The 15,924-nt window shown below is 65.5% G+C and carries 16 protein-coding genes and 2 riboswitches; of the genes, 4 read left to right on the top strand and 12 right to left on the bottom strand.

The genetic code is table 11. The annotated features are described in order from the left end of the window. Positions 1 to 2: 2 nt before the first annotated feature. The 9 genes from fdhD to MUG94_RS02515 form a co-directional block, all read right to left on the bottom strand. A complete protein-coding gene (gene fdhD, locus MUG94_RS02555; protein ID WP_227909022.1) occupies positions 3 to 830 on the bottom strand; it encodes a formate dehydrogenase accessory sulfurtransferase FdhD in 828 nt (275 codons plus the stop codon). Between the two features lie 101 nt (positions 831 to 931). Continuing rightward, on the bottom strand, positions 932 to 2,224 hold the full coding sequence (locus MUG94_RS02550) for a molybdopterin molybdotransferase MoeA (protein ID WP_227892614.1): 1,293 nt from the start codon (positions 2,222 to 2,224) through the stop codon (positions 932 to 934). Then, positions 2,214 to 2,504: a DUF6457 domain-containing protein gene (locus MUG94_RS02545; RefSeq protein ID WP_227892613.1), complete on the bottom strand. Its 291-nt coding sequence runs from the start codon at positions 2,502 to 2,504 to the stop codon at positions 2,214 to 2,216. Before MUG94_RS02545 ends, MUG94_RS02550 begins: the two co-directional genes overlap by 11 nt. A gap of 34 nt (positions 2,505 to 2,538) precedes the next feature. Then, on the bottom strand, positions 2,539 to 3,240 hold the full coding sequence (gene mobA / locus MUG94_RS02540) for a molybdenum cofactor guanylyltransferase (protein WP_227909023.1): 702 nt from the start codon (positions 3,238 to 3,240) through the stop codon (positions 2,539 to 2,541). Continuing rightward, entirely contained in the window at positions 3,237 to 3,737 is a 501-nt protein-coding gene (locus MUG94_RS02535) for an HNH endonuclease (protein ID WP_227892611.1), read from the bottom strand. The genes mobA and MUG94_RS02535 overlap by 4 nt, the downstream gene beginning before the upstream one ends. 221 nt (positions 3,738 to 3,958) lie before the next feature. Further along, a complete protein-coding gene (locus tag MUG94_RS02530; RefSeq protein WP_227909024.1) occupies positions 3,959 to 4,717 on the bottom strand; it encodes an NlpC/P60 family protein in 759 nt (252 codons plus the stop codon). A gap of 32 nt (positions 4,718 to 4,749) precedes the next feature. After that, complete coding sequence (locus MUG94_RS02525; protein ID WP_227909025.1) at positions 4,750 to 5,496, bottom strand: NlpC/P60 family protein; 747 nt, start codon at positions 5,494 to 5,496, stop codon at positions 4,750 to 4,752. A gap of 99 nt (positions 5,497 to 5,595) precedes the next feature. After that, a riboswitch (cyclic di-AMP (ydaO/yuaA leader) is annotated at positions 5,596 to 5,758 on the bottom strand. 118 nt (positions 5,759 to 5,876) lie between these two features. Beyond that, the gene (locus tag MUG94_RS02520; protein WP_227892608.1) at positions 5,877 to 6,647 is read right to left on the bottom strand and encodes a M23 family metallopeptidase; all 771 of its coding nucleotides are present in this window, start codon (positions 6,645 to 6,647) and stop codon (positions 5,877 to 5,879) included. 2 nt (positions 6,648 to 6,649) lie between these two features. Next, positions 6,650 to 6,831, bottom strand: a riboswitch (cyclic di-AMP (ydaO/yuaA leader). 92 nt (positions 6,832 to 6,923) lie between these two features. After that, on the bottom strand, positions 6,924 to 7,622 hold the full coding sequence (locus tag MUG94_RS02515; protein WP_227892607.1) for an iron-dependent transcriptional repressor DtxR: 699 nt from the start codon (positions 7,620 to 7,622) through the stop codon (positions 6,924 to 6,926). A 227-nt stretch (positions 7,623 to 7,849) separates the two neighbouring features. Here MUG94_RS02515 and serC point away from each other — a divergent pair, with 227 nt between their 5' ends. Further along, positions 7,850 to 8,980, top strand: a complete 1,131-nt coding sequence (serC, locus tag MUG94_RS02510; RefSeq protein ID WP_227909026.1) for a phosphoserine transaminase — start codon at positions 7,850 to 7,852, stop codon at positions 8,978 to 8,980. Positions 8,981 to 9,014: 34 nt separating this feature from the next. Here the strand turns inward: serC and MUG94_RS02505 are convergent, their stop codons facing one another. The 3 genes from MUG94_RS02505 to MUG94_RS02495 are packed head-to-tail and all read right to left on the bottom strand — an operon-like array spanning position 9,015 to position 11,311. Next, complete coding sequence (locus MUG94_RS02505) at positions 9,015 to 10,289, bottom strand: MFS transporter (protein WP_227892605.1); 1,275 nt, start codon at positions 10,287 to 10,289, stop codon at positions 9,015 to 9,017. 54 nt (positions 10,290 to 10,343) lie between these two features. Further along, entirely contained in the window at positions 10,344 to 10,907 is a 564-nt protein-coding gene (locus tag MUG94_RS02500) for a DUF3027 domain-containing protein (protein ID WP_227909027.1), read from the bottom strand. Between the two features lie 20 nt (positions 10,908 to 10,927). Further along, positions 10,928 to 11,311: a cold-shock protein gene (locus MUG94_RS02495; RefSeq protein ID WP_210231717.1), complete on the bottom strand. Its 384-nt coding sequence runs from the start codon at positions 11,309 to 11,311 to the stop codon at positions 10,928 to 10,930. 226 nt (positions 11,312 to 11,537) lie between these two features. Here MUG94_RS02495 and MUG94_RS02490 point away from each other — a divergent pair, with 226 nt between their 5' ends. From MUG94_RS02490 to MUG94_RS02480, 3 genes are read left to right on the top strand one after another with little or no spacing between them, the layout of a single operon-like run. After that, positions 11,538 to 11,801 (top strand): hypothetical protein, encoded by a 264-nt coding sequence (locus tag MUG94_RS02490; RefSeq protein ID WP_227909028.1) that lies wholly within the window; start codon positions 11,538 to 11,540, stop codon positions 11,799 to 11,801. Positions 11,802 to 11,840: 39 nt separating this feature from the next. Next, entirely contained in the window at positions 11,841 to 14,273 is a 2,433-nt protein-coding gene (locus tag MUG94_RS02485) for a helicase-associated domain-containing protein (protein WP_227909029.1), read from the top strand. Further along, positions 14,266 to 15,912, top strand: a complete 1,647-nt coding sequence (locus MUG94_RS02480; RefSeq protein WP_227909030.1) for a DNA repair helicase XPB — start codon at positions 14,266 to 14,268, stop codon at positions 15,910 to 15,912. The genes MUG94_RS02485 and MUG94_RS02480 overlap by 8 nt, the downstream gene beginning before the upstream one ends. Positions 15,913 to 15,924: the final 12 nt, after the last annotated feature.

The following is a 15,924-nucleotide window of genomic DNA, read 5'->3' as shown; positions in this document are numbered from 1 at the left end:
CGTCAGGCCACGATGCGTTCCGGGAACGAGTAGCAGTTGAGGGATGTTCCCCGGCTGAACCCCACGAGGGTCATGCCCGCATCCTGAGCCAGTTCCACCGACAATGACGACGGCGCGCTCACCGCGGCCAACACCGGGATCCCTGCCAGCTGGGCTTTCTGCACCAGTTCAAAGGACGCCCGGCCCGACACCTGCAGCACGGTGCCGCGCAGCGGCAGCATTCCGGCGCGCAGGGCCCAGCCCACCACCTTGTCGACGGCGTTGTGGCGCCCCACGTCTTCGCGCAGGCACAACAACTCGCCGTCGACGCTGAACAGTCCCGCAGCATGGACGCCCCCGGTGCGGTCAAAGACCTTCTGCTGCTGCCGGAGCTGTTCCGGCAGGGCCGCCAGCGTTGACAGCGGGACCCGAACGTCGTCGTCGCCCACCAAAAAGTGTGATGACTTCCGCACCGCTTCTATGGAGGCGGTGCCGCAGATGCCGCAGGAACTGGACGTGTAAACATGGCGCTCCATCGCGGTGTCCGGCAGCGTGGTGCCCGGACGCAGCTGCACATCCACCACGTTGAAGGTCTGCTGCCCGGAGTCGTCGACGCCGGCGCAGTAGCGCATGCTGATGAGCTGGCCCGGTTCCCAAATGATGCCTTCCGAAACCAGGAACCCGGCAACGAGGTCAAAATCGTCACCCGGAGTCCGCATGGTCACGGTAAAGGAACGGCCGTCCACCCTGATTTCCAGCGGCTCTTCCCCCGCCAGCACGTCCTCGCGCTTAGTGACTGTTCCGTCCGTTCGGAACTTCGTGATCTGTCCGCGCCTGGTAACCCGTCCCATACCGTCTCCTTAGACCCACAACTCTTCGCAACAGCCTTTGCAGCCGCACGGTGCAGCTGCACCGTTGCTGCCTGTGCCCCCGGCGCGTGAGCGCCTTTGCCTTAGCGCGCCGGCGGCTGCTGCACTGCCCAGGGAAGCGGCAGCGCGGTGATGGCCTCGTCGGTGGTGCACCCTGCCTCGGGAACAACCATGACGGCATCGGCGTCAGCGATCCCGCGCAGCATTCCCGACCGGAAATACGGCGACGGGACAGCCCTGCCGTTCTCGATCCGGCAGGGAATCAGCCTGGTCCGCCCCGGCAGCGGCTCGATATCCACGCCAACGAGCACATGGCGTTCCGGCGACAGCGGAGCGCCGCGGAGCCCGTCCAGAAGCGGCTGGAGCACGGTAAAGACGGCCATCATGGCAGCCAGCGGATTGCCGGGAAGTGCCACGAGCAGCCGCCCGTCCGGAAGGCGCGCCAGCATGGTTGGATGCCCGGGACGCATGGCGATCCCGTCAATCAGCATCTCAGCCTGCATGTCCTCCAGTGCCTGGCGCAGATGGTCAGCCTCCGAACGGCCGGTGCCGCCGGTGGTAATCAGCACGTCTCCGGAGGACATCGCGATGGACATCTCATCCGTTGCATCGGAGCTCAGCGCGGCCACGACGTCTTCATAACGGTCCGAGAGGCGCCGCACCACATCCATGCGTCCTCCCATCATGGTGACGAGCTGGGGCAACTGGGGGCCAAAGGTATCCCGAACCTGTCCCGATTCCGGCAGCCCGTACTCAATGACTTCGTCTCCGGTCAGCAGGAGGGAGACGCGGGGCGCGCGCAGCACCGGCAGAGTATCGTGTCCGCAGACAGCGGCCAGGGCAATATGGGCGGGGTTGAGGACAGTACCGCGTCGGATGGTTACTTCCCCCGCCGCTGCTTCTTCTCCCGCCGGGCGGATATGTTCGCCCTCGCCCGGTTCTCCGCTGCGGGCGCCGGGGCTAAGCGTGAGCATGCCATCCTCCGAGACAACCCCGCTTTCGGAACGCAGGACGCTGTGTGCACCGGCTGGAATCGTCCCCCCGGTGAGAATGGCCACGGCTTGTCCGGGCTGCAGCGGACGGCGGCCGGATTCCTTGTGGATCTGCCAGCGTTCGGTTGGCGGCTCCTCATGGGTCACCAGCTGCCAGGGCGGCGGACCGGATACGGCCCAGCCGTCCATCGCCGATGATGCGTAATGGGGAACCGGCTGCAGCGCCGTCGCGTCCAGCGCGAGGATCTGCCCCAGTGCCTCGGCCAGCGGGACGGTTTCATAGGGAAGCGGCCTGCCGGCGGAAAACGCTGCGCTGCGGGCATGTTCCCAAGCGGCGTTCGGCTGCAGTGGAAGTATTACGGGTGTGGAATTGTCAGTGGTCATCAATGTCTCCGGTTTCGCCGTAGTTCTTGCATTCGCGGGTGGCCACACGCATCGCCGCGCCCATGGCCACGGCGTCGTTCGCCTGGCCGCTTCCTGCCGCGAGGCCTGCCGCAAATCCGGCGACAAACGTGGTTACCGGCGCTGCGGGGCGGACCACCGTGTGCGCCGCAACGGAGGCCAGCTGCAACACTGCGCTGACGTCCACCGGCGTTCCTTCAAGCTCCAATGCGCGAAGCAGCCTGCCGCACCACGCCTCGAGTTCCTCTTCCTGGCTTGCCATTCCCTGCTCCTTCACCGGCGCTGAAATACACGCCCTAATTCTCCGTTGCAGGCACATCCGGGATTCCGGCGATTCCGGGTTTCACCGACCAGCGGCCGGCGTCTTCCCAGGTGTCTATGTCCGCCGTGCTGTTGGGCGGCACCGCAACGTTCCTCCATTGCACCCTAGCAAGGAGCCGCTTCATTGAGAGGTTTTCCAGTCCGTCAGGCCTGTCGATCGAGCCGACGGCGGATGCCAGAGCCTCCGTGCGATACAAGGCAGCCAATGGCTGTTCCCTTCCGGTTTCGTCCAAGGAGAGGAGCGACGGGGGCAGGGGATGGATCTGGACGCTGCGGGCCTCGGCGAGCAGCGCAGCCACAGCCTGTGCGATGAAGGGCATGTCGCAGGCCAGGACCAGAGTCCATTCCGGCTGCGGCCTTCCCGCTTCCTTGTCCTTCAGCACCAGAGCGCTCCACGCTGCCGCCACGGCAGCAGCCGGACCGGAAAAGGGCGGCTCCTCCCGGACCAGCAGTGTGGGGACTCCTGCCGCTTCCACGGCTGCGGACAGCTCCGGAGGCCCCGCGACGGCGCATGCGCGTGCCCCTGATGCTGCCTCAAGCGCCACTGCCAGGAGCGTGCGCCCGGATGATTCCAGCAGGGCCTTGGGTGTCCCGCCCAGCCGCGAGGAACGTCCGCCGGCAAGAATAATGGCCTGATATGCGGTGTCCCCGGCCGCCGGACCGGTCCCGCTCCTCACGCTGCCGTGCCGGCGTCAAGGAACTGGTTCCACTGGGGCGCCGGCCGTTCAAGTTCGCGGATTTGCCAGCGCGCCCCCCGCGGCGGCTGGGGAAGGAACCGAAGCTGCCAGCCCAGCTGTTGCAAGGTTCTGTCTCCTTTTGCATTGTTGCAGCGCAGGCAGCAGGCCACCATGTTTTCCCAGCTGTCGGCCCCTCCCCTGGCCTTGGGCAGGACATGGTCCACCGTGGACGCTGCCTTGCCGCAGTAAGCGCACTGGTGCCCGTCCCGCCGCAGGACGCCGCGCCGCGTGGCCGCGGTGCCTTCACGGTAGGGAATCTTCACGTACCGGTGCAGCAGGATCACGGACGGCCGGGGCAGGATCTCCGTGGGTCCCACCACGGGATCCCCGTCCTCGGCAACCACGCTGGCCTTGCCCGCCAATACCAGCACCAGTGCCCGGCGGAAGCTCACGACGGCCAGCGGCTCATAGCCGGCATTCAGAACGAGAGTGCGCATACACGTTTTCCTCTTCGCCTGCCGTCCATCGGCGGGAGGAAACCTGCCGATGGGGACGGCGCATCAGATGATCTATGGAAAGGGTATGCCTCGATCCGGGTCTCCGCCATTTCCAGCACCGGACGCGGGTTTAAACGGGTCAAGGGTTCCTCCCGAAGGAGAAACCCTTGACAGCAAGCAGCCGGCGGACCGGCAGTTAGGCTGCGTACGCGGCGCGCAGCCTAGCCAACCCGGATGTAGACGCCGCCCGAGCCGAGCTCGGCGGGGGCCACAACCGTGGAGTTGCCGTTGAAGCCGCCATGGATGGCCTGGCCGTTGCCGATGTACACAGCAATGTGAGCCATGCCCATGCCGCCGTCGGCGTAATAGATCAGGTCGCCCGGAACAGCCTGCGAGGCACTGACGGTGCTGCCCAGGGACAGGTAGCCGGCAGGCCAGTCGTGGAAGCTGATGCCCGCGGCCGCCAACGAGTTGGTGACCAGCATGGTGCAGTCCTGCGACACACCCAGCTGCGCGTAGGCAGCTGCTGCAATGATGGCTGCCGTACCCGATGCCGCCGGGGCATTGGACTGCGCCGGGACGGCGTTGGAGGCCACGGAAGCCTGCGCGGTGTAGGCCTCCGAAGCGTCCTGAAGCGGGGCTTCCGTTTGGGACTGAACCGCAAACTCAGGTGCTTCCGGAGCTACGATGACGCCGGCCACGGCCGGACGGTCAAAACTGACTTCGGCTGTTGCCGGAACCGTCAGCTGTGCGGCGGCGCTCAGGTCCAGCGTGCTGGTCTGAACATCGCGGACAACGTCGGAACCAGTTGCATTGGCCGCAACGCCGGAGGTCAGAACCAGGCCTGACGCGGCAACAACCACGGCTGCCTGCCGTCCGACGGTTCCGGCATTGGCGGACACTGCCTGGGCCAGGGCGCTCAGCGGGGCGGTGCGTTCCACCGGCGCCCGGTGCCGGGCGCGCTCAGTTGTAGAAGTCATGCGGGTGCGATCTCCGATATCTGCAACTGGTCTTAGCTGACGCGGACGAAGCTTGCGCCGCCGAGGTAGGACAGCGGGTGCAGAACGGTGTTCATGCCGTCGAAGCCGCCGCTGATGACCTGGCCGTTGCCCACGTAGATCGCTACGTGGCCGGAGGTGATGACGAGGTCGCCGGGCTGGGGCGAGCCCACAACCGTGCCGTAAGCGAAGAACTGTGCGGGGGCGAGGTCGCCAACCGACTTGCCAACCGAGCGCAGGGCCTTCTCCACCATGGCGGTGCAGTCCTGGGCGACGCCGATCTGGGAGTAGGCCGAAGCGACGAGCGCTGCGCCCACGCCGCTGGCCGCCGGGGCGGGAGCGGGTGCCGAAGCCTGGGGTGCGGCGGTCACTGCCGGCGCAACTGTGGTTGCGGCCGGGGCTGCTGACTGGGTCTGAACGGCGACAGCCTGCTGCGCCGTTGCGGCGGAAGCCTGCACAGCGGCGGCCTGCTGAGCCTGGACGGCAGCCTGCTCCTGCGCAACGGCTGCTGCGGCAGCAGCAGCTTCTTCGGCTGCAACCTGAGCGCGGTATTCAGCGCCGGACACAGCAGAAACCGGCTCAATCGTGGCCAGTTCAAAGGGTGCCTGTGCGGAGACCGAGACGGCTCCGGTGGTGGTTACGGCACTCAGCGCGGTGGCTTCGAGGGCCTGTCGATCGGTGCTGACGGCTGCCTGGGCGGGAAGACCAGCGGCCAGTACGAGGCCTGATGCGGCGACGACGACTGCGGCCTGGCGGCCCATGGTTCCAACGTTGGAGGTGACGGCCCGGGATAGTGCTGAAATTGGGCTCGTCTGGACGGAGGCCGCGCGACGGCGGCCGTGAGCTACTGATGACACAAGTTTGCCTCTCCCAATGCCTACGAGGTGAGCTGTCGGATTCGGATGGGAGTCACCCGGTTGCTGGCTGCGAAGCCTTGCAACTTAACCCCTAGGGCTTCTTGCGAAACCCGAATGTGGTTCCCCCGCCTCTGCCATGCGATGTTGCGAACGGACCTCAAACAGTGGCAGAGCTCGGCGATCTGTTCGAGAGTGCCTGATCTTTGGCCGATCAGGCACGAGGATGACCTTACAACAACATCTCTGGAATGTCACGTTCAGGTCACGAAATGGTTATCCTGCGGTCACAACCAGCCCAGCGGGTCAACAACCTCGCCGTTCACCATGACCTCAAAGTGCAGATGGCAGCCCGTGGAGGCACCCGTGGTGCCGCTGGCACCCACCAGGTCGCCGCGCTCCACCGTGGCCCCCACAGCCACGGCCAGGGCGGACATGTGATTGTAGGTGGTTTCCACGCCATTGCCGTGATCCACGACCACGCGGTTGCCTCCGCCGTAGGCGTGCCATCCCGAGAAGGTAACGGTGCCGGATGCGGCTGCGGTGACATCAGTTCCGCAGGCAGCCGAGAAGTCCTGGCCGCGGTGCATCTCGCCGGCGGTGCCCGTAATGGGGCTGACGCGGTAGCCGAAGCCCGAGGTTTCCACAAGATCGGCGGCCAGCGGTTTGGCCAGTGTGCCCTTGGCAGCACCGGCGGAGATCGCCGAACCGGAGGCAACAACCACGTGGCGAAGTTTCGCTTCCGGGTCGAATTTACTGCTCAGGGCGGCGCGCTCGAAGGTAACGGCTGCATCGGGATCAGCGGACACCACGGGGGCTTCAGCCGCGACGGGCTGCATCTCCTGCACAGGCTCGCTGACTGCGGCGGTGGTGGGAATTGCAACGGTGAGAATCAGGCCGGATGTTGCGGCGGTGATGGCGACCTTCTGGGCGGTGTCACCAAAAGAATGGCTCTTCGTTTCCGCACGACGGCGTCCGGAGGACTGGCCGTTCCGTGGGCGTGGAGCCGGAGCCGGGGCGGACGCGCGGCGCCTGCCCGGGGCAGCATGCTTCGACAAGGTATACCTCTCTCATATGCCTGCGAAGTTAGCTGTCGGATTCGAGTAGAGAAAACTCGGCCCCACACTCAACACCGGCCGCTTGTGCGGACGCTGTGTTGATGCTGGAGGCTTCACCCCGAGGCAGCCTTGGCTGCCAGTTGATGGGTCCTCCGCCCCTGCCTGAAGTCTGCAATTCCGGGCCAGTGGCAGGGTTCGGCGTAAGGCCCGGATAACGGTGTTATTTCAACGTCAGTAAGTCACTATAGGTTAAGGAGGCCAAAAGAGACCATTCCGTTATCCAGCGGTGGACACAAACACGTGGGAGGCCACCTCTGGAGGGAGCTCCAAGGCGCCTTCAATCCCCGGGACGCGGACCGAAATGTAGCCTGCAACCACCTCCGCAGTGATCTCGGCACCCGGACGCATCCCGGCCTCATCAAGCTGGGTGAGCAGCTCCGGCTCCACCTGGACCGGTTCGGCCAGCCGGACCAGCTGCATCTTGGTTCCGGGCTCGACCGCGGCAACCGCCGCCACGAGGTTGGTGACCCCCTGATGGAACAGTTCGGCGGCCACGCCGCCAATTTCTTCGAGGCCGGGTATGGGATTCCCGTACGGGGATTCCGTGGGGCGGCCCAACAGCTCATAAAGACGCCGCTCCACCCGCTCGCTCATCACGTGTTCCCACCGGCAGGCCTCATCGTGCACGTAAGCCCAGTCCAAGCCGATCACGTCGGACAGCAGCCGTTCCGCCAGGCGGTGCTTACGCATTACTTCCGTTGCCCGGCGCCTGCCCAGTTCGGTCAGCTCAAGCTGCCGGTTGCCGGAAACCACCACCAGCCCGTCCCGTTCCATCCGGCCGATCGTCTGGGAAACAGTCGGTCCCGAGTGGCGGAGCCGTTCGGCGATCCGTGCCCGGAGCGCAACGATGTTCTCCTCTTCAAGCTCCAGGATGGTCCGCAGATACATCTCGGTGGTATCGATGAGGTCCGTCATGGCAGGGAGCTCCTATGTATTCGAGGGAAGATCAGGAGAACAACGGCGGACGCCGCCGCCACAGGTGATTACTGCCAATACGTTAGCTCATTCGGTCACAAGGCAGATAATTCCGCAGCTGTCCGACTGGCCGTTTGCCCGGTTCACAAATGGCCCGGAACCGGGGCGGTGGGGCAGAATGAAAAGGCACATCAGAGCACCCTGCCTACCGCTTGGAGCGATATCCCATGGGCGAAACCGCCGCACTTAAGATTCCCGCCGACCTCCTCCCCCGGGACGGGCGGTTCGGCGCCGGGCCCTCGAAGGTGCGCCCGGAGCAGATGGAGGCACTGTCCCGTGCCGGCACCGGCCTGCTGGGCACGTCCCACCGCCAGGCACCGGTCCGCAATCTGGTGGGCAGCGTCCGCGAGGGACTTTCCAACCTCTTCCGGGCACCGGACGGCTACGAGGTGGTGTTGGGTGTCGGCGGTTCCACGGCATTCTGGGATGTTGCTTCCTTTGGCCTCGTTCGGGAAAAGGCGCAGCACCTGTCCTTCGGCGAGTTCGGTTCCAAGTTTGCCGCGGCCACCAACAAGGCCCCCTTCCTCGCAGAGTCCTCCATCATCAAGGCCGATCCGGGAACACGTCCTTCGGCCGTTGCCGAGGCCGGCGTGGATGTTTACGCCTGGCCCCAAAACGAAACCTCCACGGGCGTTGCCGCGCCGGTCAAGCGGGTTCAGGGCGCCGACGCCGATGCCCTGGTCCTCATTGACGCGACCTCCGCAGCGGGCGGCCTGGACGTCGATCTGGCCGAGTCCGATGTCTATTACTTTGCTCCGCAGAAGAACTTTGCTTCCGACGGCGGCCTCTGGCTGGGCATGTTCTCCCCTGCAGCACTGGAACGCGCCGCGCAGATCAACGCAACAGACCGCTGGATCCCGGACTTCCTGAACCTTCAGACCGCCATCGACAACTCCAAGCTGAACCAGACCTACAACACGCCGTCGCTGTCCACACTGGTGACCCTCAACGCCCAGATCGAGTGGATGAATGCGAACGGCGGCCTGGAATTCACCACGCGGCGAACCGCAGAATCCGCCGGCCGGATCTATTCCTGGGCGGAGGCCTCCCCGGTGGCCACTCCCTTTGTTGCCCGGCCTGAAGACCGCTCCAATGTCATTGCCACCATTGACTTTGACGACAGCATTGATGCGGCCGGAATCGCCAAGACGCTGCGGGCAAACGGCGTCGTGGATGTTGAGCCTTACCGCAAGCTCGGCCGCAACCAGCTGCGGATCGCAACGTTCGTGGCGATCGAGCCGGACGACGTCAGCGCGCTGCTGCGGTGCATTGACTACGTGATCGAGCACACCCGGTAATCGGCGAACGCACCACGGGGCAGGACCTGCGGCCTTACACCAGGCCCGGGTCCTGCTCTGTTTCAGTGGTGGTCATATGCAGCCGCCGGGGAAGGGTGCGGTCATAGTGGATCCGCAGGTGGTGTGCACGCCATGCCCAGACAAACCCAACGACGGCGGTGATGAGTCCGGAGGCCGCGGCGACGCCGAGGCTCCAGCGAGGCCCGAAGCTGTTGGAGACCCACCCCACCAGGGGAGCACCCAGCGGCGTTCCCCCCATGAAGATGGCGAAATAAAGCGCCATCACCCGGCCGCGCATCACCGGCGCAGTGGTGGTTTGCACGTAGGCGTTCGCACTGGTCATGAGGGTGAGCGCAAACAGTCCCACCGGGATGAGGGAGACGGCAAACCACACGAGGGTGGGCGCAGAGGCTGCCACGAGGCAGGAGGCTCCAAAAGCTCCTGCCGCGCCGAAGACAAAGCGCAGGCGCGGCTTGTCCCGACGGGCGGAGAGCAGCGCCCCGCATACCGATCCAATGGCCATCACGGAGTTCAACAGTCCGAAAACTCCGGCGTCCTGGCCAAATTCGGTGCGGGCCATTGCAGCAATGAACACCGCGAAGTTCAGCCCGAAGGTCCCGACAATAAAGACGGCCAGGAGCACGATCATCAGGTCGGGACGGAGCCGAACGTACCGCAGGCCGGCTCTGATGCGGCCCTTGCCCGGAGGCGCCTTGGGCAGGACCCGCAGTTCGCTGCTGCGCATCTTCAACAGTGCGATGACCATTGCGGCGAAGGTGAGCGTGTTGATCAGGAAAACCCAGCCGGGGCCAACGGCAACAGTCAGCAGCCCGGCCGCCGCGGGGCCCACCATGCGCGCACCATTAAAAGAGGCACTGTTCAGGGCAACGGCGTTGGGGAGGTCGGTTTCACCCACGACTTCCGACACAAAGCTCTGGCGCGCCGGAGCGTCCACGGCCGACACCACGCCCAGGGCAAGGGCAAAAGCATAGACATGCCACAGCTCGGCCGCACCGGAAAGCACCAGCACGCCCAGTCCCAGGCCCAGCGCGGCCATGGCCACTTGGGTGAAAACCAGTACCTTGCGCCGGTTGTACGTGTCGGCAATTAATCCGGCCCACGGGGCGAGCACCAGCTGCGGCCCGAGCTGAAGGGCCATGACGATGCCCATCGCGGCAGCGTCCTGATCGGTGAGGATGTCGTACACCAGCCAGTCCTGGGCTGTCCGCTGCATCCACGTACCGATGTTGGACACCAGCGCACCCAGGAACCAGATGCGGTAGTTAAAGAATCTCAGCGACCGGAACACAGTTCACCACCGGTCAGTTTCAACGTGATGATGTCTGCCCCCGGAACCACTGGTTTAACGATCCTCCTGCGCACCTGTCTGAGGATCTGAAGAACTTTCGGCAGCTTCATCCTGCGCTGCCTCATCCTGTTCCGTCTGATCCTGTCCTGTCTGAGCCTGATCGGCGGCTTCATCGTCGTCGGACAGTGCGCGTTCCTGCGCCTTGGCGGCTTCCTCGGCGGCAACGTCTTCCGGACGCAGCCGCTCGGACCACGGCAGCCACTCCGGAGCAAGGACGGCGTTTTCCGAGGGCAGCAGCCCCACCTCGCAGACCGTGGCCACCTTGCCCCGCGGAACCCGCGCCACCGTGGCGTACCAGTGCCAGCCGTTGTACCCGGGGCGCAGGGACTTAAAGCGGTGCGTTACCAGGCGTTCGGCGTCGGGAAAGGCTCCAATATAGGTACCGATCTGCTCTGCCGGAACAACTTCGAGGAGGCCGGCACGGGCCGTTTCCACCGCAGCCGCCAGAACAGCGTCAGGCTTGGACGGCCGCCGCACGCGGCGGGGTGCCTTGGCAGGGGACTCCGCCTCGGCGGCAGGAGCCCCGGAAACCGATTCGGAAGATTCTGTTGCGCTCATGCTCATGCAGCTGTTCCGCCTTATACGTCCAGATCATCGGCGACGGCACGCAGAACGGCCGCCACCTTGGTGGCATGCTTCTTGTCCGGATACCGGCCTTTGCGCAGGCCGTTCGAGACTGCATCCAACAGTTTAATAAGGTCTTCCGTAATGACTGCCATGTCATCCGCGCTCTTGCGCGTGGCCCGCGCCACCGACGGCGGAGCTTCCAAGATCCGCGCCGAGAGCGCCTGCGGTCCACGACGGCCGTCGGCCACGCCGAACTCCATGCGGGTACCGGGCTTCACCTCAGTGACGCCCGCCGGAAGTGCCGAGGCATGAAGGAATACTTCCTGACCCTCGTCCGTGGCCAGAAACCCAAAACCTTTACCAGTGTCGAACCACTTGACCTTGCCGATGGGCACTTCGGTTACCTCGTTCTTAGCTATTGAGTGCGGCAGTTGACTGCCGCAATGTTCCGCAACCCGCAGTGCCGGTCATCCGGGAACTGCTTCCAGATACTGGCTGTCCAGATACTACGGGAGAGATACTACGGGGAAGTCTGTTCCCTTTAGAATATCCCGCCCGGGTAATCCTTCCCCTGTACCTAACCTTTGGACGGCGCCGTTTCCGCTGTTAGCGTTAAAGCCCATGGACACCAGCACACCTTCCCCCGGCAGGACGCCGCACCGCACCGCTCCCGAGGGCTCTCCCCTGCGGCGAATCCTCACGGGCACGGCCGCACTGCTGGCTGTTGTTGGGCTGTTGTGCCTGGGCGCCGTCCTGCTCTCCGGACTGCGCGGCGAAAGCGTCTGGCCGGGATTCGCCGCGGGGGCCATTTACTTGCTCCCGGCAGCATTCGTCCTGATGGCAGGCCTAATAATTGACGGAATCCGCCGCAGGCGACGCGGCTAAGCCGTTTGTTTTGGTTCCCGGTCGGGTAACGTGGAGACGATGTCCGCGATCCGCGCTTTAGCCGAAGATCTAGCTGCACGCAGCGACGACCAGCTGCGTGAATTGCTCGCGGCCAGACCCGATTTGGTCCTGCCCCCGGTTCCGGATTTCCAGGCCCTCGCAGCCCGTGCATCCACGCGCATCAGCGTGCAGCGCGTTTTGGAGAAGCTCACCTCACCGGAACTGCAGGTCCTGGAAGCCGTGGACCTGACGACCAACGAGGATTCGCACCTCAGCACCACCGCCTCCTGGCTGAAAAGCGCCATCGCCGGATCCACCATCAAGGCCCTGGATGCCATCCTGAACCATCTGCATGCACTTGCGCTGCTGAGGCGTGCCACCCCGCATCCCGGGGCGCCCAAAGCCGACGCCGGACGCCGCTTCTATCTGCCCGTTTCCGTACTGGGCGAAGCACTCGGGGCTTACCCGGCAGGCTTGGGACGCCCCTATTCCACGCTGGCGGTCCAGCAGCCGGAATTTGGCCAGCGCTTGGTAGGCATCGTGGAGGGGCTGCGCCAAAACGGCATCTCCATGGAAAGAGCCGACACGCCGGCCACGGCGGCGCACTCGCTGCACCATCTGGTCTCAGACCCGGCAGGATGGGCTCGGCTGATTTCGGACGCCCCGCCCCAAACCCTCGAGCTTCTCCGCCGTTTCAAGTACTCCCCGGTGGGCACCATCCCGAAGAGGGCCGCACTGGGACGCGCCGTGCTCGACAACCCTTCCCCCTCACCGGTGGAGTGGCTGGTGGCCCGTGGCCTGCTGGTTCCCCTGGATGCACTGCACGTGGAGCTTCCCCGGCCGGTGGGCCAGGCATCCCGCGGCCATGTCATCGTTTCCGATTTCAAACTCTCACCGCCCGCGCCGGTAACCCGCCGTGTCTCCAACAGTGTTCGTGACAATGCGGCTTTCGGAGCAGTGGCGGAAACCCTGCGGCTGGTCACCGAGCTGCTGAGCCTGGCGTCCTCAACACCCATCAGCACTCTGCGTTCAGGCGGAGTGGGGGTGCGGGAAGTGCGCCGGGTTTCGGAGGCGCTGCGCGTTGACATCCCCGCCACCGCGTGGCTGCTGGAACTCGCTGCACTGGCGGGCCTGCTGTCCCTGGATGTCACCACATCGCGCTGGTGCGTCACGGAGGGAACCTGGCTGACCCTGGACCGGCATGAGCAATGGAAGCAGCTGGTCACCGCATGGCTTGAAGCAGACCGCGCGCCCTCCCTGGTCGGTAGCCCGCTGCCCGGCGGCGGAGCCATTAACGCGTTGGCAGCCGAGGCGTCCCGGCCGGACGCTCCCCTGGTTCGCAAACGGGCGCTGGAGATGCTCTCCGCCATGCTGGAGGAGGACGCCGCTGAGGAGGGAGCCACCGGAGCCCTCGACGCAGAAGCCCTGGTGAGTGCCCTGACGTGGCACCAGCCCCGGCTTCAGCGCCGCTTCGCGCGGCTTGTTCCGGGCATCCTCAAGGAGGCTGCACAACTGGGCCTGCTGGGGTCCGGCGCCCTCACCGAGTTGGGCGCCGCCGTCGCCGCCGGGAAGTGGGACGCAGCTTTGGAATACCTGCGCCAGGCGCTTCCGGAACCGCTCAACTCGTTTCTGCTGCAGGCTGATCTGACGGCTGTCGCTCCCGGATATCTGGAGCCCGGCGTCGCCCGGCAGCTCGCCGCCATCGCCGTGGCCGAGGGCCAGGGGCCGGCCACCATTTACCGCTTTTCCGCTGACTCCGTGCGCCGGGCACTGGACGGCGGACAGAGCGCAGCGGAAATCCTGGACTTCCTGCACAGACACTCCGCCACTGAAGTCCCTCAGCCGCTGAAATATCTGGTGGAAGACACCGCCGCCCGCTACGGCCGCCTCCGTGTGGGTGCCATGGGGTCCTACCTGCGCAGTGATGACGAGGACGGACTCTCCGGGCTGATGGCCGATCCGGGCACTGCACCCCTGGGCCTTGTACGCCTGTCACCCACTGTCATTGGCTCGGTCGCGAGCCCGCAGGAGCTGTCCCACACCCTGCGCGAGCTCGGCTACACCCCTGCGTTGGAGGGCCGAGCCCGTCCCGTGGCCGGATCCCACGCGCATCCGCCGGTGACGGTACCGGTGTCGTCGCGGACACGGCTCAATCCCTGGGACCTGACGGACGAGGATATCGCGGACCAGCTGGCTGCCCTCCGCGGTTCGGGACCGCCGGTGGCCGGCCGCAGCGAAAGCCAGCCGCTGGTAGGACTGGAAATCCTGCGCGAAGCCATCCGCACCCGCAGCTCGGTCCGGATGGGCGTCGTCGACGGCCAGGGGAATCAGCGGCAGGAAATATTCGTTCCCTTATCAGTCACCGACGGACGGGTGCGGGTTTTCGACCCGCGCCGCGACGTGGAGCGAGTGGTGTCGGTGCACCGAATCATGGATGTTGAAATAGTGGAGGATACCCCGGCGCATGGCTGACGGACCGTTGATTGTCCAGAGTGATAAGACCATTCTGCTGGAGGTGGATCATGCCCAGGCTACGGAGGCCAGGCACGCCATCGCCGCCTTTGCCGAATTGGAGCGCGCCCCTGAACACATCCACAGCTACCGGTTGACCCCGCTGGGGCTGTGGAACGCGCGGGCCGCGGGGCTCGACGCCGAGCAGGTCCTGAACACCCTTCTCACCTACTCCCGCTTCCCCGTGCCGCACTCCCTGCTGGTGGACATCGAGGAAACCATGTCCCGGTACGGGCGGCTGCGGCTGGAGAAGGACCCCCAGCACGGATTGGTGCTGCGCACCACCGACTATCCGGTGCTCGAAGAAGTGATGCATGCCAAGAAAATCCAGCCCCTGCTCGGCCCGAGGATCGACGGCGAAACCGTGGTGGTGCAGTCTGCGATGCGCGGCCAGCTCAAGCAGCTGCTGCTGAAGCTCGGCTGGCCGGCCGAGGACCTGGCCGGATATGTGGACGGCACTCCGCATCCCATTCTGCTCAATGAGGACGGCTGGTCGCTGCGTCCCTACCAGAAGCTGGCCACCGAGAACTTCTGGGCCGGCGGGTCCGGCGTCGTCGTCCTGCCCTGTGGAGCCGGCAAAACCCTCGTGGGCGCCGCAGCCATGGCGACCAGCTCCACCACCACGCTGATCCTGGTGACCAACACGGTCTCCGCCCGGCAGTGGAAAGATGAGCTCCTTAAGCGCACCTCGCTGACCGAGGACGAGATCGGCGAATACTCCGGTGCGGTCAAGGAAATCCGTCCCGTCACCATCGCCACCTACCAGGTCCTCACGCTCAAACGCGGCGGCCTGTATCCGCACCTGGACCTGCTGGACGCCAATGACTGGGGCCTGATCATCTACGACGAGGTGCATCTCCTGCCGGCACCGATCTTCCGGATGACCGCTGATCTGCAGGCCCGGCGGCGGCTCGGACTCACCGCCACGCTGGTGCGCGAGGATGGACGCGAAGGTGAGGTTTTCTCCCTGATCGGGCCCAAGCGCTACGACGCGCCGTGGAAGGACATCGAAGCGCAGGGTTACATTGCGCCTGCGGAATGCATCGAAGTTCGGGTGGACCTGCCACGGGACGAGCGGGTCGCGTATGCCATGGCGGACGACGGCGACAAGTACCGGCTGTGCTCGACGTCGGAAACCAAAACCGGAGTCGTCGAGCAGCTGGTCCGCCGGCATGCCGGCGAGCAGACCCTCGTGATCGGGCAGTACCTGGACCAGCTGGACGAGCTTGCGGAGCGCCTGGACGCACCCGTGATCAAGGGCGACACCCCCGTGAAGGAACGCCAGCGGCTGTTCAACGAGTTCCGCGAGGGAAAGCTGACCACGCTGGTGGTTTCCAAGGTTGCCAACTTCTCCATCGATCTGCCGGAAGCGTCTGTAGCCGTGCAGGTGTCCGGGTCCTTCGGGTCCCGGCAGGAGGAGGCACAGCGCCTCGGGCGGCTGCTGCGGCCCAAGGCCGACGGCAAGGCAGCGCACTTCTACACCGTGGTGGCCCGGGACACCCTGGACCAGGACTTTGCGGCCAAGCGGCAGCGGTTCCTGGCCGAGCAGGGCTACGCTTACTCCATCCTGGACGCCGCTGACATCGAGAAGCCGGTCTGACATTTCCCTGGT

The sequence above is a fragment of the Arthrobacter gengyunqii genome (genome assembly GCF_023022985.1).
GTDB lineage: Bacteria > Actinomycetota > Actinomycetes > Actinomycetales > Micrococcaceae > Arthrobacter_B > Arthrobacter_B gengyunqii.
The sequence above is the reverse complement of the archived record's forward strand: the minus strand, read 5'-3'. Positions and strand labels throughout refer to the sequence as shown.